This window comes from Rhodonellum sp. (assembly GCF_030656585.1).
GTDB lineage: Bacteria > Bacteroidota > Bacteroidia > Cytophagales > Cyclobacteriaceae > Rhodonellum > Rhodonellum psychrophilum.
Window position 1 is genome coordinate 82,562 of the sequence record NZ_JAUSPP010000057.1, and the last position, 20,581, is coordinate 103,142.

General features: G+C 43.0%; 17 protein-coding genes. 13 read left to right on the forward strand and 4 right to left on the reverse strand.

The genetic code is table 11. The features are described from left to right. Positions 1–13: 13 nt before the first annotated feature. Positions 14–949, forward strand: a complete 936-nt coding sequence (locus Q7J63_RS13570; protein WP_019598625.1) for a phosphoribosyltransferase — start codon at positions 14–16, stop codon at positions 947–949. 496 nt (positions 950–1,445) lie between these two features. Here Q7J63_RS13570 and Q7J63_RS13575 read toward each other — a convergent pair whose 3' ends face one another. Continuing rightward, on the reverse strand, positions 1,446–1,838 hold the full coding sequence (locus Q7J63_RS13575; protein ID WP_304886891.1) for a DUF3037 domain-containing protein: 393 nt from the start codon (positions 1,836–1,838) through the stop codon (positions 1,446–1,448). Next, complete coding sequence (locus tag Q7J63_RS13580; protein ID WP_304886893.1) at positions 1,816–2,610, reverse strand: HipA family kinase; 795 nt, start codon at positions 2,608–2,610, stop codon at positions 1,816–1,818. The genes Q7J63_RS13575 and Q7J63_RS13580 overlap by 23 nt, the downstream gene beginning before the upstream one ends. A gap of 445 nt (positions 2,611–3,055) precedes the next feature. On the opposite strand from Q7J63_RS13580, the gene Q7J63_RS13585 reads away from it, so the two are divergent. From Q7J63_RS13585 to Q7J63_RS13615, 7 genes are all read left to right on the forward strand, one after another. Beyond that, positions 3,056–3,625, forward strand: a complete 570-nt coding sequence (locus Q7J63_RS13585) for a peptidylprolyl isomerase (protein WP_304886895.1) — start codon at positions 3,056–3,058, stop codon at positions 3,623–3,625. A gap of 85 nt (positions 3,626–3,710) precedes the next feature. Further along, entirely contained in the window at positions 3,711–4,784 is a 1,074-nt protein-coding gene (locus tag Q7J63_RS13590) for a Gfo/Idh/MocA family protein (RefSeq protein ID WP_304886896.1), read from the forward strand. A gap of 127 nt (positions 4,785–4,911) precedes the next feature. Next, entirely contained in the window at positions 4,912–8,190 is a 3,279-nt protein-coding gene (locus Q7J63_RS13595; protein WP_304886898.1) for a PAS domain S-box protein, read from the forward strand. Between the two features lie 64 nt (positions 8,191–8,254). Then, on the forward strand, positions 8,255–10,642 hold the full coding sequence (locus tag Q7J63_RS13600; RefSeq protein WP_304886900.1) for an ATP-binding protein: 2,388 nt from the start codon (positions 8,255–8,257) through the stop codon (positions 10,640–10,642). 12 nt (positions 10,643–10,654) lie between these two features. Further along, positions 10,655–11,089, forward strand: coding sequence for a response regulator (locus Q7J63_RS13605; protein ID WP_019598634.1), 435 nt, complete (start codon positions 10,655–10,657; stop codon positions 11,087–11,089). A 3-nt stretch (positions 11,090–11,092) separates the two neighbouring features. After that, on the forward strand, positions 11,093–12,112 hold the full coding sequence (locus Q7J63_RS13610; protein ID WP_304886902.1) for a response regulator: 1,020 nt from the start codon (positions 11,093–11,095) through the stop codon (positions 12,110–12,112). Beyond that, the gene (locus tag Q7J63_RS13615) at positions 12,109–12,507 is read left to right on the forward strand and encodes a response regulator (RefSeq protein ID WP_304886904.1); all 399 of its coding nucleotides are present in this window, start codon (positions 12,109–12,111) and stop codon (positions 12,505–12,507) included. The genes Q7J63_RS13610 and Q7J63_RS13615 overlap by 4 nt, the downstream gene beginning before the upstream one ends. Positions 12,508–12,679: 172 nt before the next feature. Here the strand turns inward: Q7J63_RS13615 and Q7J63_RS13620 are convergent, their stop codons facing one another. Both Q7J63_RS13620 and Q7J63_RS13625 read right to left on the reverse strand, forming a co-directional pair. Next, entirely contained in the window at positions 12,680–13,456 is a 777-nt protein-coding gene (locus Q7J63_RS13620; protein ID WP_019598637.1) for a hypothetical protein, read from the reverse strand. 77 nt (positions 13,457–13,533) lie between these two features. Next, positions 13,534–14,406, reverse strand: coding sequence for a helix-turn-helix domain-containing protein (locus Q7J63_RS13625; protein WP_304886906.1), 873 nt, complete (start codon positions 14,404–14,406; stop codon positions 13,534–13,536). A 110-nt stretch (positions 14,407–14,516) separates the two neighbouring features. On the opposite strand from Q7J63_RS13625, the gene Q7J63_RS13630 reads away from it, so the two are divergent. The 5 genes from Q7J63_RS13630 (at position 14,517) to Q7J63_RS13650 (ending at position 19,915) form a co-directional block, all read left to right on the forward strand. Next, complete coding sequence (locus tag Q7J63_RS13630) at positions 14,517–15,824, forward strand: L-fuconate dehydratase (RefSeq protein WP_304886908.1); 1,308 nt, start codon at positions 14,517–14,519, stop codon at positions 15,822–15,824. Between the two features lie 139 nt (positions 15,825–15,963). After that, positions 15,964–16,722 carry an SDR family NAD(P)-dependent oxidoreductase gene (locus Q7J63_RS13635; protein WP_304886910.1) on the forward strand — a complete coding sequence of 253 codons (759 nt, stop codon included), beginning with the start codon at positions 15,964–15,966 and terminating at the stop codon, positions 16,720–16,722. A gap of 267 nt (positions 16,723–16,989) precedes the next feature. After that, the gene (locus Q7J63_RS13640) at positions 16,990–17,847 is read left to right on the forward strand and encodes a fumarylacetoacetate hydrolase family protein (protein WP_304886912.1); all 858 of its coding nucleotides are present in this window, start codon (positions 16,990–16,992) and stop codon (positions 17,845–17,847) included. Positions 17,848–18,158: 311 nt separating this feature from the next. Next, the gene (locus Q7J63_RS13645) at positions 18,159–18,983 is read left to right on the forward strand and encodes an amidohydrolase (RefSeq protein WP_304886914.1); all 825 of its coding nucleotides are present in this window, start codon (positions 18,159–18,161) and stop codon (positions 18,981–18,983) included. Positions 18,984–19,129: 146 nt separating this feature from the next. After that, on the forward strand, positions 19,130–19,915 hold the full coding sequence (locus tag Q7J63_RS13650) for an SDR family oxidoreductase (RefSeq protein ID WP_304886916.1): 786 nt from the start codon (positions 19,130–19,132) through the stop codon (positions 19,913–19,915). Positions 19,916–20,581 lie beyond the last annotated feature (666 nt).

Here is a 20,581-nt window from a genome sequence, read left to right on the forward strand (position 1 = left end):
TCATCCAAAACCTATGTACTACAGGAATATTTCAGATTTGAATCAAATCATTCTTAAATCCTTAAGCATTTTGCCCCGTGATTTTGACCTGATCGTAGGGATTCCCCGTAGTGGGATGCTCCCCGCCAATCTGCTTGCATTGTATCTTAATAAACCCTACACAGACCTGAGTTCCTTTATCAACGGTCATATTTACAAGGCCGGGGCACGCGGACAGTTTTATAACATCAAGGATTTCAAAAAAATCCTGATTGTCGATGACAGTGTGGCTTCGGGTTCTGCAATCAAAAAATGTAAGGAAAGTCTGAAGGATATTGGGGACAATTTTACCCTTAGCTTTTGCGCCATCTATGTCATTCCAGGCAAGGAGAATTTGGTAGATTATCATTTTGAGGTCGTTCCACTTCCAAGATATTTCCAGTGGAATGTTCTCAATCATTATTTCTTGGAAAAGTCTTGTTTCGATATCGACGGCGTTCTTTGCGTGGATCCAACCGAAGACCTGAATGATGATGGACCAAAATACATTGATTTTGTACTGAATGCGGCACCTCTTTTCATACCCGAGGTCAAGATAGGGACGATCGTAACTTCCCGACTCGAAAAATACCGTAAGGAGACGGAAACATGGCTGGCGAATAACAATGTGAAATACAATGATTTGGTCATGTTGGACCTACCAAACAAAGAAGCAAGGCAAAAAGCAAACAACCACGCTGCACACAAAGCCAAAACCTATGCCTCCAGTGGGTATGTCCTCTTTGTTGAAAGCTCATTGAGTCAGGCCATCGAGATCAACCGGATCACGAAAAAACCGGTGTTGTGTACTGAAAATTTCGAGATGATTTTCAACTCCGAATCCGTCATTTATAATCTAAAAAGTGGCAAATACTTCCCCTATCTCCGGAATTTGGCTTTGAAAGTCAGGAATAAAATCCGCAACAGATAAGGGGCGTAGCCTGCCTTTTTTTTGACAGTCTCCTCCCTTGTATCAATTTTAACCCGAGTTCTAAGACAGCGGAAAAGTAACGTAGGGCATCTAACTTGATTAAGTTAGATGGAAATATGCAACAGGTTTCCAAATGGGATTGAAACTGAAAGAAAATCAGTCTATTGGGCGAACAATTCCTGACACCAATTGGGTGAAGTCAAAAATAGTCAACACCTAATTGATTATCAGAAAATTAAAATATTAAATGGATTTTGCAATCCATAAAACGGGTTTAATCTGACGATGATAAACCAAGAAGGCTTCTGTAGTGAAAAGAGGATTCTTCCCGAATCCTCTCCTTCCAATGGACAAGATAAATTGACCAACAAAACCGGTAAAGTGGAACCGCTATCGGCATAAGAACCAAATTCCATTGCGCCTTTTCAAATTCGACTCAAATCAAGTTTTGATGGTTCAAATGAAAAGAATTCTCCTCTGAAACACCAAATCCCGATCAATCCCATTCCCCAACATAAATCCCAAACAAGCGGTCGAGTGTTCCCGGCAAATCGTCTGTCAGCCCAGCATGAGGCCTGGAGGTCTGGATCACAGAACTTCTGACTGCTGTGAGCCAACGAAATCGGGAGGCAAGGTCCATTTGGGCAATGGGGCCACCATCCTCTCCGGCGAGGCAAATCTTCTCGAAAGAGGCCAAATGACAAGCATAAAGGTCAAGGTCCGGGTTTGGCGCAAAGGCATTTAACTTCGATTCATCTACCTTGATTTTGGTTTGAAGGAATTTTCCTTTTATCGAAGACAGGATCACACCGACATTGATGAATTCCTCTCGTTCTACATCGGGAACCAAGCGGATAACCGCATACTCATACAAGTGATCTCCTGGCATCTTGGGCTTCTTTTACAAAAATTTGGGAATGATTCAAACGAGTTGTCAAAAATTGCGCATAAATCTGCCGCTGTTCTTCAGGGGATTCTTCTTCTCCTGTCGCCAACAACCAATCGTCCGGCAATGCACCGACGATTTTTTTGATATCTGAAGCTTTCAACCTTTCTCTGAAAACTGCGTCCACCTCTTCCAGACGATCCGCAACAGGCAACAGCACATGATTTTGGATCATGGAAAAAGGTCCGATGGCATGCTTTTCCCAATTTGTCCAAGAGTGGTGAAACAAAAAAGAAGCTCCATGGTCAATCAACCAAAGTTCCCGATTCCAAATCAACAGATTGGTGTTCCTGAAAGTCCTGTCTACATTTGTAATATAAGCATCCAGCCATACGATCTGTGAAGCCAACAAAGGGTCAATGTTCATCGCAACGGGATCATAGGTCAAAGCACCCTTGAGAAAGTGCATGCCCAAGTTCAATCCCCGGCTGAATTTCAAAAGATCCTGAACCTCCTCATCTCCTTCCGTTCGGCCAAAAGCCTCATCCAGCTGGGCAAAGACCAGTTCCGGCATCTTAAATCCCAGAAATCGGGCGATTTCCCCTCCCAGCAATTCGGCGATCAACGCCTTTTCCCTTTGGCCCGCTCCACGAAATTTCAACACATAGTTGAAGCCATCGTCGGCATCGACCAAGGCAGGCAGGGACCCACCTTCCCGAAGGGGCAAAATATAACGGCGGACATTTACCGTCCTTAGATCAAGTTTTTCTTCCATGTATTTCAGTTTCCAATTCCACTTTCTGGGATCCAACAAAAGTAAAGTTATTATATCTGGACGATATGATGTCAATTCCCAAAGGGATTTGGGGAAATAATCACCTCATCCATTCCTCCGGAAGTAGGCATTGGGTTTGCCTATAGGGGTATAAACTGCAAGAAAATCGGACTATTTGGACGATAAGGCCTAAAGCCAAACCACTATATAAGAGTCAAAAACAGTGAACAATTAGCTGATAATGAATCAATTTCAGGTTGAAATTGAATTGGCAATCCATAACAGGGGTTAAATCCCAGGAACTCACCTTTATTTTTTCATTTCCACCAAAAAAATCATTTATTGAAACGAATCCGCCAAGAAAAACCAATACATGACCTAGCCTTAGATATTCTTCCAAATTTTTGCTTATTTGGCAACAGTTTTACCAAATATCCCCGTGTCTATGCCATCATTAAAAATTCACTTCGGAAGGATTCGCTCTTGGCTTTCCTTAGCCTTCGTATTCGGAATGATCATGTCGGAGGCCTTCGCCCAAAAAGAAGAGCGAAAAATCGCCTTAATCTCCACCTCCTTAGGTGACATTCATATCCTGCTGCATGACCAAACGCCAAAGCACCAAGCCAGCTTCATCCAATTGGCAACGGCTGGATATTGGGATTCCTTGACCTTCAACCGGGTCATCCCAAATTTTGTGGCGCAGGCAGGTTGCCCGGATACTGAGGAGGGCTTCAACGATCCCGAATACCTCTTGGCCCCGGAATTCCATCCCGATCTCAAACATGGCTATGGTGCCCTCGGTGCAGGAAGAGACGACAATCCGGATAAACTCTCCGCACGTTGCCAATTCTATATCGTCCAAAACAAGGATGGACTCGCCCGGTTGGATGGCGACTATACAGTTTTTGGACAGGTGATCCGGGGCATGGATGTGGTGGATCAAATCGTCGCTGTACAAAGGGACAGCCTCAACCAACCCTTGACGCCGATCAGTATGAAGGTCTCGATTCAATAAAAAAAATCCTTCATAAATAGATCCTTTAATGGTTTAAAACCCGGTATTTAAACATTTTTTTTGCTCCACTCTTTAATCCAAAAAAATGAATAAACCCCTTAGAATCCTAGTGGTCGGTTGTGGCAATATGGGCGCTTCCCATGCCTTCGCCTATCATCAGATGCCGGAATTCGACATCTGCGGTTTGGTTTCCCGCGGCAAAAGCAAAGAAACACTGAACAAAAAGTTGGGCAGCAAATATCCTTTGTTCACGGATTTCGACATCGCCATGGACCAGACCCAGCCTGATGCGGTTTGCATTTCGACCTATCCGGACACCCATGAAGCTTTTGCCATCAGGGCGCTTGAAAGCGGCTGTCATGTTTTTATCGAGAAGCCTTTGGCCGACACCGTTGCCGGAACAGAAAAAATCATTGCGGCTGCCAAAATAGCAAAGAAAAAAGTGGTGGTCGGTTACATTCTTCGACACCATCCCTCTTGGGAAAGGTTTGTATTGGAAGCGCAAAAAATGGGAAAGCCTTTGGTCATGCGGATGAATCTCAACCAGCAAAGTCAAGGGTACATGTGGGATGTCCATCGCAATTTGATGAAAAGCCTCAGTCCGATCGTGGACTGCGGGGTCCATTACATTGACATCATGTGCCAAATGACAAGATCAAAGCCGGTTTCTGTTTCCGCCATCGGAGCAAGGTTGACGGAGGATATCCCTGAAGGGAACTACAATTACGGCCAATTGCAGATCCGATTTGAAGACGGATCGGTAGGCTGGTATGAGGCCGGTTGGGGGCCGATGGTTTCGGACAATGCCTTCTTCATCAAGGATGTTTTTGGGCCGAAGGGTGCTGTATCGATCGTGGCCCGAAAAGCAGGGGAAATGGGCAAATCCGACCATGTGGATGCGCACACCAAAACCGAAAGCATCAAAATCCATCACGCAGACATAGATGCGCAAAACAATTTCACCTATAAAGACCAATGGATTGATCTGAGCGATGAACCCGATCATCAGGAGCTTTGCAATCGGGAGCAAAGGTATTTTTTAAAGGCCATTCAGGAAGACATTGGCCTGAGCGATCACCTGGAAGATGCCCTGAACAGTATGCGGATTGCAGTGGCCTGCGATGCATCGGTAAAATCCGGAAATACCATCTTCCTATGACTTGATTGTTGATTTTTCTTCAATGGATCTCGGGATAAAAAACATTGAAATTTTTGGTATTTATAAGGTTTATTGTTGATTAAAATGTAGCTTGAACCACCCACTTTTAAAAAAGCAAGACTTCCAAATGGAAAAATCACCCCACCAAACAGTGGAAATTTCTCAAAAACAAAAAAAACCGATTGACATATTGAAAAACGATTTTCACATAAAAAAGCAGACAACCCAATCGGAAGAATTCATTGAACCTTTGTCGGGTTTCTCACTTTTGCAAACTCAATCTCTTTTGTTTTCTGTATTGAATGGATCCAACTCCGGAATCTCCATTACGGACGACAAAGGCGTTTTTATATTTGTCAACGAAGAATTTTGTCGCATCCTTGGATGTTCGCGATCGGAATTATTGGGGAAAAACTTTATCAATTGTATTCCTGAAGCCTTCCAAAAACAAGCTCTTGCCGATCATCAGGATTTCATCAAAACCGGCATCGAAAAGCCCGTCTTCTGGCAGACCACCAGAAAAGACGGTGCGCATATCGATTTGTCGGAGACGGTTCAGTTGCTGGTGCAACCTGATGGTCAGCGGCTCAAAATGTCCACGATCACGGACTTGACTGAAAAAAATAAGGCGGAAGAGACCATTTTTCGGGAGAGAAATTTGCTCAGAACCCTCATCGACATCATCCCTGATAATATTTTTGTCAAGGACAGGGATTCCCGCCATTTGATCAACAACAAAGCCAACTTGGAACTGATCGGTGCAAAATCCGAAAAAGATACGATAGGCAAAACGATCGCTGAGTTTGTGAATGCAGCGGATGCTCAAAAATTCCTTGAGGACGATCGAAAGGTAATTGAATCCGAAATAGGCCTCTTTAACCAGGAAGAAACCATTCTCAACAAAAATGGAAGCCTAAAAACCCTCTTGACTACCAAAATCCCCTTACGGGACAAATCAGGTTCGGTGATCGGATTGGTTGGAATAAGCAGAGACATCAGCGTCATTAAAAAAAGGGAGCAGGAATTGAAATTGATGGAATCGGTCATCACCAATTCCACTGACTCAGTCATCATTACGGAATCCAATCTCCTAGATGCCCCCGGGCCAAAAATCATTTATGTAAACAATGCCTTTACAAAACTAACAGGTTATGGCTCTGAAGAGGTCATGGGTAGAAACCCAAGATTTTTGCAAGGACCCAATTCTGATTTTTCCGCTCTGGGGCTTTTGGGAGAAGCTTTGAGAAGAAAAGAACCTTTTGAAATTGAAACGATCAACTATAAAAAAGGCGGAGAGGAATTTTGGGTCAACATATCAGTAACTCCCCTAAAGGACGAAGGTGGGACACTTACCCATTTTTTAGCCATCCAAAGGGACATCACCGAAAGGAAATTAAGCGAAGCTGCCCTCATCGCCAAAACAAAATTATTAAAAGGCATTGCAGTGGTCATCGAAACCTTGATGGATTTTGACGACTGGGAGAAGGCGGTTTCCAATTGCCTGAAAATCATGGGTGAAACTGTGGACGCCGATCGTGCTTATTTTATCAAAAACTACCGGGATCCCCTGACCAATCGCCTGATGGCAAATCAGGAATTGGAATGGACCAACGGCAAGGTTTCGATACAAATCGACAACCCCCATTACAAAGCGATTGAATTGGAGGAGCATCCCCTATTTTTAGAGGCTATCAATCACAAAAAGCCTTTTGCATACTTAACCAAGGATCTGGATGATCCCACCAAAAAGATTTTGGAAGAACAGGACATCCTTTCCACATTGCAGGTGCCGATTTTCATTGAGAATGATTTTTATGGCTATATCGGCTTTGATGATTGTACAAAGGGAAGAATTTGGAATGCAGACGAAATCTCCTTCCTTCAATCTCTGACCACCAATCTAGCGGTCGCCATGGAAAGAAAGGACAATTTGGACACCATCAAACGAAATCTGCAAGAGAAAAACACCATTTTGGAATCCATCGGAGATGCTTTTTTTGCCGTGAACAAAAAAGGGGAAGTGACCTACATGAACCATACTTCCAGAAAATTGCTGAAGTTGGAAAAGGAGGAGATTTTGGGAGCAAATCTTTGGGAAACCTACAGGGACTTAAAAGAATCAGCTTTTTATTCCAATTACCATAAGGCAATAAAAACCATGAAACCTGTTCACTTTGATGAATACAATCCCGCTTTGGATATTTGGTTTGGGGTGAGTGCTTTCCCCTCTTCAAGTGGGCTATCGGTATATTTTAGGGACATCACGGAAAAAAGAAGAAAAGAAGAAGAAATAGCGATTTACAACCAGAGGTTTGAAAAATTATCCAAAGCCACCAATGATGCCATTTGGGACTGGGACATCCCTTCCAACGCACTGTTTTGGGGCGAAGGATTTAAAATTCTTTTTGGATTTGATATAATAAATGAAAAGCCAACTTGGGAGAAATGGGAAAAGCAATTGCATGAAATCGACCACCAGAAAGTCATTGGAAACCTCGCCCGGGTTTTTGGAGATCCAAAAGAGCATTTCTTTGAAAACGAATACCGGCTGCAGAAATCAGATGGGAGTTATGCGTATGTAATTGACCGGGGGTCTATAATTAGGAATTCCAAAGGGAAGCCTGTCAGAATTATCGGTGCCATCCAGGACATTACCCACCGGAAGGAATATGAAGCTTCCCTTCAGAACCTCAATACCGAACTGCTGAAAAGCAACAAAGACCTTTCCATTTCTAATCAAGAGTTGGAGCAATTTGCCTATGTCGCCTCCCATGATTTGCAAGAGCCCTTAAGAATGATCACCAGTTTCCTCACCCAGATCGAGCGAAAATATGGGGCTATCCTTGATGAAAAAGGTAAAAAATACATTCATTTTGCTGTAGATGGTGCACAAAGGATGCGCGAAATCATTCTGGAACTTTTGGAATTTTCCAGGGTGGGAAGACCGGACGGTGCAAAAGAACCAATAGACACTACCCTACTCATACAGGAGGTTTTGCTTTACAACCGAAAGCTCATTATGGGAAAAAAAGCTAAGATTGTATTTTCGAATCTTCCAGAAATTTATGGCTTCAAAAACCCTCTCCAATTGCTGTTTCAAAACCTGATTACCAATGCGGTCAAATATCAAAAGGAAGGTCAAAAACCCCTAATTACCATCGAAGGTAAAGAAATGGAAACACATTGGGAGTTTAGCGTCCAGGACAATGGGATAGGAATCAATGCAGAATACTTTGACAAAATCTTCATTATTTTCCAAAGACTTCACCAAAAAGATGAATACTCGGGTTCGGGAATGGGACTTGCCATCTGCAAAAAAATAATTGAAAACCATAATGGAAAGATCTGGGTCAACTCTGTTGAAGGCGAAGGAAGTTCCTTTCATTTTACCTTGGGAAAGCAATGATTCCCGATCGATTTTGGATGTTGCAAATACATACGTTTTAATTTTCCAGTAAAAAGAATGAGGAATGTCTACAATATTTAAAATCAAGTTCCCACCGGCCTTATTGGGAGGAATGGTTTTTATGTCAGTCTTGATCCTGACGCAGTATTTTTCTTACAAACAGTTTGAGATAAAGATCGCCTACGAAAAACAATTGGCAAAAGACCAAGCCATCCTGATCCAAAAACAGATTTCCTCAAGTCTGAATTACAGCCAATCTGCCACCAAAATCCTTGCCTTCCTTGAAAAAAACATTGGGATTGGCGATAATTTCGATTCCATAGCCAAGGATATCCTGACACAAACAGAGGGGATTGATGCCTTGCAATTGGTGGAAGGTGGCGTGATCAAATATGTTTATCCCCTTGATGGAAACGAACCAGTGATCGGGTATGATATCCTTGAACAGAAAAAGCTAATCAAAGAGGCCCTCATAGCAAAAGAAAATGAAACCCTCTATTTTGCGGGTCCTTTTGAGTTGAAACAAGGAGGCATTGGAATCGTAGGCAGACAACCCATTTTCAAGGATGGCCAATTCTGGGGATTTGCTGCAGTGATAATCCATTTGGATACTTTTTTGAAACAGGCTGGAATCGACAAGGCGGCCGACAATCCATTTTACATCGGGCTTTCCAAAATCAATCCGGAAACCAATATCGAAGAACAGTTTTTCAATACCAGTCAAGAATCCTATGAAGGTGGAATCGTAAACCTCAATCTGCCCGAAGGGGATTGGAATTTAATTGTCCAATTGAAAAAGTCTACAGCCTTCAGAGACATTCTCCCGCTTATCGGATTAAGAATGATTTTATCCTGTTTTTTGGGATATATCGTCTTTAACCTCGCCAAACAACCCGAAGTACTCGGCAAAAAAGTAGACGAACAATCCAAACAATTAAAGGAAAGTATCGAAAGATTTCAATTTGCGACCAAAGCTACCTCTGACGCCATTTGGGACAGGGATTTTACTACGAACAAGGTTTACAGATCTGAAACTTTCAGCAAGCTTTTTGGGCATGAAGTCAATGAATTGACTTCCAATGATACATTTTGGCAAGCACATATTCATCCCGAAGATCTCGAATGGGTAAACTCCAAAATGAATGGGTTTTTTTCAGGAACCACTGAATATTGGGAGCTGGAATTTCGGTTTCGCAAGAACAATGGTGAATATGCTTTTGTGGTGGATAAGGGGATCATTATCAGGAATGAAAAGGGCGAACCCATCAGGGTGACGGGAGCGACTCAAGACATCACTTCCCGGAAAACATCTGAGCGCGCACTGGAAAAAGAAAAGGAATTCCTCCGGTACATGATGGAAAATCTTTCCGAAGGGATCATTGCCGCAGATGAAAAAGGGGATTTAATGCTGTTCAACAAAGCTGCCAGAAACATTCATGGGCTTGGCGCGGAAGAAATTTTGACAGAAAACTGGAGCAACCATTACAGCCTCTTTCACCCGGATGGTAAAAGGCTCCTGAAAACAGAAGAGATAGCCTTATTCAAAGCATTGAATGGGGAGAAGATAAAAGACCAGGAAATAATGATCGCTCCAAAAAACCTTCCCAAGCGGATTGTGCTTTGTTCGGGAGAAGAGATCAAAACGACAGATGGGCGAAAATTGGGCGCTGTAGTGGTCTTGAAAGACATTACTGATTCCAGAGCCACCGAAAAAGCACTGTATCAGATGAGCGATCAACTCATCAAAAGGGCAAAGGCATTGGAATCTTCAAATGCCGAATTGGAGCAATTCGCCTATGTAACTTCCCATGATTTACAGGAGCCTTTGCGGATGATTTCAAGTTTTCTGAGCATTTTGGAGAAAAAATACCATCCTATTTTGGATGAAAAAGGCAAGAAATACATTCACTTTGCCGTAGATGGTGCCCAAAGAATGAGAAAAATTATCTTGGATCTCTTGGAGTACAGTAGGGCCGGGAATGTGGGAAACAAAGAAGTGATTGATACCAAATTGATGGTAGAAGATATTTTGCTTTTGGAAAGACGTTTGATTTCACAATCAAATGCAACAATCAAGATCAGCAATTTGCCGAAGATAAATGCTTCAAAGGCACCCCTTCAGCAACTCTTTCAGAATCTGATTGAAAATGCATTGAAATACAAGCGGGAAATGGAATCGACTGAAATCAGCATTCATGGTACGGAGGACAGAACCCATTGGATTTTCAGCGTAACGGACAATGGATTGGGCATTAAAAAAGAGTTTAAGGAAAAAATCTTCACCATTTTCCACCGCCTTCACCAAAAGGAGGAGATTCAGGGCTCAGGGATTGGTTTGGCCATTTGCAAAAAAATCGTAGAAAACCACGGTGGAAAAATTTGGGTAGATTCTGAGGAGGGAAAAGGAAGCAGTTTTTATTTTAATATCGCAAAAAATATTGAAACTATTTAAGTATTATTGGGTATGAAACAGGTTCAAATATTATTGGTGGAGGACAATGAAGGAGATATCTTGTTGACGATGGAGGCATTGGAAGAGGCAAAAATCATCAATAAAATCAGTGTGGTAAGGGATGGAAAAAAAGCCATGGAATTTTTGATGAAAGAAGGGGAATACAAAAACGAAACCACGCCTGATCTTATTCTATTGGACATCAATCTTCCCAGGAAAAATGGGCATGAGGTATTGAAATTTATCAAGCAGGAGGAATCTCTCAAGCAAATCCCTGTGATCATGTTGACGACTTCCTCTTCTGAAAATGACATTCTTTCCTCCTATAAAAATTACGCGAATTGTTTCATCACCAAACCCGTAGACATGGATGACTTCATAAAAGTGGTCACTGAAATTGAAAGCTTTTTCGTGAGTATCGTGAGGCTTCCCCCCAATAAAAATTAGCGTATGTTTAGAGATAGCAGGAGTTATACCATTTTGGTCATCGATGACAACAGTGGAGATAGATTGTTGATTGAAACCTATTTGGAGGAAGCGATAAAGGCCCCAAAAATAGTGGAAGCCAAAAATTTTGCGGAAGCCAATCTAATTTTGACCCAATCGCCCAAATACTTCGACACGGTCTTACTGGATCTTTCCCTTCCTGACAAGAGCGGTGAAAATTTGATCATGGAGATTTTAAGAATCGCAGCAAACATCCCCGTAATCGTTTTGACAGGCTATTCGGACATGGCATTTGGGAGAAAATCTCTCTCTTTGGGGATTTCCGATTATTTGTTGAAAGATGATCTGAATGCCACCAACCTATTCAAAAGTATTATTTATGGAATAGAGCGAAATGCCGCATCCCAAAGGATTTATGATTCTGAAAAACGGTACAAGGAATTGTTCCATTTGAGCCCCATTCCGATGTGGGTATATGAGATGGGTAATTTGGCCTTTTTGGATGTGAACCAGGCCGCCATCAAGCATTATGGCTATTCAAAAGAAGAATTTTTGTCCATGACCATCCGCGACATCAGACAAAAGGAAGAAAACAACTTTTTGGACAATGCGATGGAAAACTCAACTTCAGATGGTGAAATCAACCACCTTGGTATCTTCAGGCACCTTAAGAAAAATCAGGAAATAATCGATGTAGAAATCAGCTCAAACATATTGGATTTCAATGGATTGAAGGCAAAACTGGTCCTTGCCAACGATGTCACCCAAAGAAGACGCTATATTGAAGCCATCGAAGAGCAAAACGTCAAGTTAAAGGAAATCAGCTGGATTCAATCCCATGTCGTTCGGGCTCCATTGGCCAGGATGATGGGACTCATCAATATGCTTACAGAGGACGATGATTTTTCGGATTCGGAAAAAAAGATCTTCATCAACCACATCATCGAATCAGGCCATGAACTGGACAAGATCATTCGGAATATCTCCAATAAAACAGAAAACATCAATATCCCCGAAAAATGAAATATGAAGTTTTGATCATCGATGATGAGGATTTGATCCTAACAATTGTCAAGAAGCTTGTTATCAAAAGCAAAATCCACCCATCACCTTTGCTGTTTACAACTGTAAATGAGGCATTGGAATACAACCAAGTGGAAAAAACCCAAGACCTCAGCTCACTGATCCTACTGGATATTCACCTGCCTGATTTTAATGCTTGGGATTTTCTGACTGCCTTGGAAAATTTATATCCCCACTCCCCCATTTACGTCGTGATGATTACATCTTCCATCAATCTCTCAGACAGGAAAAAAGCGGAAAAATTCAGACATGTGATCGGATATTTGGAAAAACCACTGATGTTGGCAGATATGGAATCCATAAAGCAACTGGAACCTCTGTCAAAGTTTTTTTAACCCGTGTTAAGCATTAACATTTTATAACAGCCTGAAATTGCTTCACAATCAGTCCATTGTCCCCTGGTTTTGTCCCATATCGGTGAGACGGCTTATTCTCTCAATAGTCTGATTTTTTTGCAGTGTCAATCCCACTGGGAAAAAGAATGCATGTTTCGGGTTCAATTGTGCTTCAATTTGCAGGTTCAAATACTCCTTGCGAAACAGTAGCAGGAGGATTGATGTCAAAGGGCTCTGAGGAAGACTGTGGAACGGGCGCATTTGAAAACAGTCTAAGATCCAAATTGTCGATTTCATTCACATTCAAGATTTTTACGCTGACAATAGGAAGATCCGAAGAAGATCCGCCGGTCCTTGCCCTTACATCCACTACCTCGAGAGCAACCATTCCCAAGTTTGCTCCTTTGAGATTCCCCTCGAGTGGCGAGTAATTGATGCTGATATCACTATCATAAACCACCGCCAATACTTTTTGCCCGATAAGCATTTTCAATCCAGTTGCCCTAAGTGGCGTAACATCGGGGATTTCATCCAAATGGATTTCTCGGTCATCATCCACGTTTGGCGCTCCCAATCCTGGACCAGGAGTCAGATAATTCCTGGCACCATTGTTCGTTGGTCCTGCATTTCTCCATCTATTGGGGATATTTTTCAAAGCAAACCAACCCTCATCTCCTACCTGTCCAGTGAAAAGATCAATGGTATTCCCAAGATTGTCCTGAAAATACTTTAATGGGGTACGCAAGCCAACTGTTGCCAGCTGATCATTGACATCCACCTCAGTGAAATTGTTGGGTTCATTTCCATTGTCGATGCTGTCCTCATCGATCACCAAGAGCACTGCATAACCTTCTCCTGGATTGATGGTGTCATTTTCGGTATCTGATAGACATGACCCTAAGATCATGACGATCAATAGGTTGAAAAATAAAATTCCTTTGGTTTTCATGATGCTTGGCCATTATTGGTGTGAAAAATAAAATGGATTCAAATGGGAAAAAATTTACCAATAAATGTGCCAAGAATTCAATTGTGCTTCTGGTGTTTTTGTAAATAAGCACTTGGAGAGAGCCCCAGGATATTTCTAAACTGTCTGTTGAAATTGGAAAGGTTGTTAAATCCTGATTCATAACCCACTTCCGAAATATTCAGCTTCTGTTCCAAAAGCAATTTACATGCATATCCGATTCGGATTTCATTCAGGAATTTCGAATAATTTTTCTTGGTGGCTTTCTTGAAAAACCTGCAAAATGCGGTGGGGTTGAGGTTCGAAATATCGGCCACCTCCTCCAAGGTGATGTTTTTCCGAAAATTGTTGAAGGTATAGGAATAAACTCTGTCGATTCTGGTATCACCCAAATTTTCGCCGGGATTGATAAATCCTTTGGTGCTCAAAAGGGAGTACTCGCTTTCTTCCACCAACATTTGTAAAAGTTCTAAAAACAGCTTTAGCCGAATAAAACCGGATTCACGGTGGATACCAAGCATCAACTCCCTTGCGGATTCCGCAACCTCGGGGGAAAACACGATCCCCTGCCCTGCCCGTTGAAAAAGCTCCGCGATTTCCTTCATCTCAGGAATCTCCAAAAATTCCTTTCCAGCAAATTCTTTTTTGAAATGGATGGTGATCGCCTCGGCTTTCAATTCACTTCCCTTTTCAAAATAGGCCTGATCATTTTGCCAAAGATGCGGCAAGTCTTCTCCGATCAATACCAGTTCACCAGGGGAAAAAGGTTGGATGCTATCCCCGATAAACCGGGTCCCAGAGCTTTTGCTGATATACACCAGCTCCATTTCGGGATGGTAATGCCAGATGTCCAGAAAATACGGAAATGAATGGATAACCGAAGTAAAGGATTTGTCAAATGGGTTTCTTCTCTCTAATAATTTGGCCTTCATTCCCTAAATTTTAGCCAATTTTTTTAAAAAGAAAACATAAAAGATAAAATAATATGTAAATCGAATAATAAGAAGGTAGTAATTGAAAAGCATATTTGACAATTTGCAAGATGAGCATATGTATTACCCACCACACCGTCAAAGACATACGGTTTCCCACCAGCCTTGAAAAGCATGGGTCAGATGCCATGAACACTGATCCCGATTATTCGGCAGCTTATATCATATTGTACACCGATCATCCCGGTCTTGAAGGTCATGGCTTGACATTCACCATTGGCCGGGGAAATGAAATCTGCTGTGCTGCCCTGGAGGCCATGGTGCATCAGGTCATCGGTAAAAAACTGGAAGACATCGTTTCTGAATTCGGAAAATTCTGGAAACAGCTGACCGGTGACAGCCAAATCCGATGGCTGGGGCCTGAAAAAGGGGTCGTACACTTGGCCGCCGGTGCTTTGGTCAATGCAGTTTGGGACCTCTATGCAAAGTCAGAGAGTAAACCACTCTGGAAATTATTGGTAGACATGTCTCCCGAGCAAATGGTCAAATGCATCGATTTTAGTTATATCACAGATGTAATGCCGCCCGAAACTGCCTTGAAGATCCTTAAGGCCCAAGAAAAAACAAAAAAGGAAAGGATTCGGTACTTGGAAGAAAATGGATATCCGGCCTACACCACTTCCACGGGTTGGCTGGGCTATTCGGACGAAAAAATCAGAATGCTCTGCAAAGAAGCGGTACAGGAAGGTTGGACCCATTTCAAAATGAAAGTGGGCGCTGACCTTCAGGATGACCTCCGAAGAGCAGCCATCATCCGAAAAGAAATCGGCCCCGAAAGGCAGTTGATGATGGATGCCAACCAAAAGTGGGAAATCCAGGAAAGCATAGACAACATGAAGGAACTGGCACGTTTCAATCCCTTATGGATCGAAGAACCCACAAGTCCAGACGATATTCTCGGGCATGCCACCATCGCCCGTGCCGTGGCCCCCATAAAAGTGGCCACAGGGGAACATTGCCAAAACAGGGTTGTCTTCAAGCAACTGATGCAGGCGAACGCATTGGGGATTTGCCAAATCGATAGTTGCCGTGTCGGGGGTGTGAATGAAAACCTGGCCATCATGCTGATGGCACACAAATTCGGGATTCCTGTTTGCCCGCATGCAGGTGGCGTAGGCTTATGTGAATATGTCCAACACCTTTCCATGGTGGATTTTGTGTGCATCAGCGGAAGCATGGAAGGAAGAGTGATCGAATATGTGGATCACCTCCACGAACATTTCATCGATCCTGTGGTGATCCAAAAAGGAAGGTACATGACGCCAACTTTACCCGGCTACAGCATTGAAATGAAGAAGACCTCTTTGGAAGAATATGATTTTGATACAGGACCGGTTTGGAAGACCGCCAAGAAATGATGAATTTTAATGTAAAGAGAAAATCAAAGCCTCAAGGAAAAATCGTGTGACTATTCCCCATCTGTTTTAAAATGCAAGCTTGTAATCTAAGTCATTCGGTCCAACCGGAAAAAACCTTACCCAAAAATAGTCCTTCAACATGACAAAAAAATCAATCCTCGTGACCGGGGGAGCCAGTGGAATCGGCTTGGCCATCACCAACCGTTTCGCAGAAAACCACCACCAAGTTTACTTTATCGATTACAATACAGGTATCGGTTTGGCTGTTGAGGAGCAATTTAAATCCAAGGGTCAAAATGTGGTTTTTATACAGGGGGATGTATCTGATTCCGAACAGATGCAGGAAGTCATTTCAAAAATCCCCGGTAAAATAGACGTATTGGTCAACAATGCCGGAATCTCCCATATAGGCTCCATTGAAAAGACCTCGGAGGAAGACTTTGACCGCCTGTATAAAGTCAATGTCAAAGGCATTTTCAACTGTACGGCTGCGGCAATCCCAAAACTGAGGGAAAACGGTGGTGGAGCCATCATCAATATGTGTTCTGTTGCCGCGACGATGGGTTTGCAAGACCGCTTTGCCTATTCCATGACCAAGGGCGCGGTGCTTTCTATGACCTTGTCCATTGCAAGGGATTATGTGGACCAAGGCATCCGCTGCAACTGCATCTCTCCAGGCAGAGTCCATACACCGTTTGTGGATGGATTTTTAGCAAAAAACTATCCGGGAAAAGAATCCGAAATGTTTGAAAAACTTGCCGCTAGCCAACCGATCGGAAGGATGGGGCAACCAGCCGAAATCGCAGCCTTGGTCTATTACCTTGCCTCCGACGAAGCTTCTTTCATTACCGGAAGCAATTTTCCGATTGATGGGGGATTTCTGGGATTGAAAATGTAATTGTGAAAATGAGGTCACAGGGATATTAAGAGGAAGGAAGCATCCGCGGATTTCGAAAAGGATAAATTTTTGGAGAGCTTCTGAATTAAAAAAAAGAATTTGGGAAGAGATTTGAGACAGCGCCAAACAAGTCATTAGGGTTTTATCAATCAATATTCAAGCCTGAATCCAGTCCAATATCGACTTTATTCCCCAATCACTGCCTCTTTTTTCAACCTTAATTGTACAATATTTCTAATCAAAAAATTAACTTATCCATATAAAAACATGAAACTAATTAGATTCGGAGCGTTTGGAAAAGAACAGCCTGGTATTGAAACCCCAGACGGAAAATGGATGGATTGCAGTCCTTTTGGTGAGGATTGGTCCGAGGAATTTTTTGGGGAAAATGGTCTGGAAAGACTTCAATCTTGGCTTGTATCAGAAATAGATAACTTAAAGGAAATCAGTAAAGAAACCAGATTGGGATCTCCGATCAAAAGGCCATCCAAAATCATCTGCGTGGGGCTGAATTATTCCCTCCATGCCAAAGAAAGCGGGATGGCTGTTCCCGAGATCCCCATCATCTTCATGAAAGCAAGCTCCTCTCTTTGCGGCCCTTTTGACGAAGTGGTCATTCCAAAAAACTCCCAAAAAACCGACTGGGAAGTGGAACTTGCCGTGGTCATCGGCAAGAAGGCAAATTACGTGAGCAAGGAAGAGGCCATGGAATACGTTGCCGGCTATTGTGTCCACAACGATGTCAGTGAAAGGGATTTTCAACTCCATCACGGAGGACAGTGGGTAAAAGGAAAAAGTGCGGATACCTTCGCACCCCTTGGCCCCTATATGGTCACCAAGGATGAAATCAAAGATCCACATAAGCTTAGACTTTGGCTAACCGTAAATGGGGAATCGCTTCAGGACAGCAATACGGCTGATTTGGTTTTTGACATCCCCACCCTGGTTTCCCATATCAGCCAATACATGAGTTTACTTCCCGGGGATGTGATCTCCACTGGAACACCCTCCGGCGTCGGCATGGGCTTAAAACCACCAAGGTATCTGAAAGAAGGAGACATCGTAGAATTGGGAATCGAAGGCTTGGGAGTAGCCAAGCAAAAAGCCGTTAATTACAAAGCCTGATCTCAAACAGACAAGGGGAAATTTGTGAGTAAAAAGTCAAATTGAGCATTGGGACAATGCAACCCGAAAGATGCAATCAGTTTCCGAATAGGGTTGAAATTGCAAAAAAAACTGATTGGAGAAAAAGGAGAGTACGGATGGAAAATAGAAATTCTGGAAAAATGAAATTGCCAAAATGAATAAGGCATTTCATTCTTCCATTTTCCCAACTTCTGCCCTCCCACTTTCTCTACCCTTTTCTCTACCTTTTCTCTACCTTTTCTCTACCCCTTTATCTACCCTTTCACTACCTATACTCCAATCGGAAAATCATGAAAATCGACGCCCATCAGCATTTCTGGAAATACGATCCGATACGGGATGCGTGGATCGACGACAAGATGAATGCCATCCAAAGGGACTTTATGCCCGAGGACCTTCAACCAGAATTGGAAAATAATGGTCTGGCAGGATGCATTGCTGTTCAGGCAACCGAATCGAAGGCAGAAACCAGGTTCCTATTGGATTTGGCAGAGAGGCATACTTGGGTCAAAAAAGTTGTGGGATGGATTGACTTGCGTTCAAGAAAGATAGAGATTGAACTTGAAGCGTATTCGCCTGAGGTGAAATTGGCGGGTTTCCGTAAAATCCTCCAAAGCCTTCCCCCCGAAGAAATGGAGGATAGGGCATTGCTTAAGGGAATTGGACATTTGGAGAAATATGGATACACCTACGATATTCTGATTTATCCAAAGCATTTGGAAGCGGTCTATCATTTGGTCAAGAAATTTCCCAATCAAGCGTTTGTCTTGGACCATATGGCAAAACCGGACATCAAAAATGGGGAATTCAAAATTTGGAACAAGGGAATCAAACAGTTGGCAAGTTTGCCAAATGTCAGTTGCAAGGTTTCGGGAATGGTTACCGAAGCCGATTGGGAGAATTGGCAGAAGGAGGATTTCAAGCCTTATCTCGATGCCGTCGCGGAATCTTTTGGAGTTGAAAGAATGATGTACGGATCGGATTGGCCGGTTTGTCTATTGGCGGGAAGCTATACTCAAGTACACGACTTGGCGATGGATTATTTCCAGAAATTCAGCCCTGCGGAACAACAAATGGTTTTTGGGGAAAATGCCTGCCGGTTTTATGGGGTTTAGAAAGGAAAGATAAGGAATCGCATAAATAGACACTGGAAAAGACAGCATGCAGGATTCCATTCGTTTGAAATATGGAGTGCTTCCATGATTGCACCATTGGACAAAAAACTGTTTAAATTAACATCAAAATAAAATTTTTAAACCAAATGAACCTACATCTAGAAAAAAAAGTCTATCTGATCAGCGGAGGTGCCAAAGGAATTGGTGCAGCCATCACGCGAACTTTGGCGAAAGAAGGGGCATTTCCAGTCATTATCGATCCATCAGAAGAAGAAGGGCAAGCGTTGGTGCTTGAACTTCAGTCAATGGGTCTAAAGTCCCTCCACATCTGCCATCGACTCACAGATGCGGAGACCTGTCAATCTGTTGTAAACGAATCGATTGATTACTTTGGGAGGATCGACGGTGTGGTCAACAATGCCGGAGCCAATGATGGCGTGGGTTTGGAAAAAGGTACACCAAAGGCTTTTTTGGAATCGGTCGAAAAAAATCTGTTGCACTATTATGCATTGGTCCACTATGCGCTACCTGAATTGATCAAATCCAAAGGAAGCATTGTCAATATCAGCAGCAAAACTGCCATTACTGGCCAAGGAAATACATCGGGCTATACTGCCGCCAAAGGTGCCCAACTCTCCCTGACTCGGGAATGGGCAGTGGAATTGTTGCCCTACGGCATCAGGGTCAATGCAGTGGTCCCCGCAGAGGTGTTGACCCCACTTTACCAAAACTGGTTGAATACTTTCGAGGATCCCAACCAAAAACTGGACGACATCCAAAGAAAAATCCCACTCGGGCGCAGGATGACCACCGCACAGGAAATTGCGGACACGGTTGTCTTTCTGCTTTCAGACCGAACTTCCCATGTCACAGGTCAGCACCTCTTTGTGGATGGGGGGTATACGCATTTGGATCGGGCGATAGAAGGGTAGATTTGGTCCTTCAGAAGGAGGTAGATTTGGTTCCGTTTAGGTGTCCAAATTGGAGAAGCCTGCGGCGTAGATTCCCTTCGTTCCTTCGGGGTAGATGCCTTCGGCTTAGAAAGGGTTCTGCTTCACTTGCGAGAATTGGGCTTGAGGACTCAATTCACTAAAAAAATTTCTAATGATAAACGAACTGTTTTCTCATGGAATCAAAATCTACGCGCGTAGCGCAATCTACGCCGAAGGCAATCTACCCTCTACCCTTTTGAAGGGTAGATTTGGTTCTGATTAGGTGTCCAAATTGGAGAAGCCTGCGGCGTAGATTCCCTTCGTTCCTTCGGGGTAGATGCCTTCGGCGTAGAAAGGGTTCTGCTGCAGTTGATGGATTGAATTGGGGATTGAATTGGGGATTCGATTCGCAAAAACATTCAAACAAAAAAATTGAATTGCATAACTTATGGAATCCAAATCTACGCGCATAGCGCAATCTACGCCGAAGGCAATCTACCCTCTACTTTATCAATTCAAATCTCGCCATTGAATCCACACGACTTCCTTATGCTAAATAAGTCTACGCGCATAGCGCAATCTTCGCCGTAGGCAATCTACCCTCTACATTCTAAATTCAAACAACGCCATTGAATCCAAACGACAATGACAAAAAACCCACTCGTC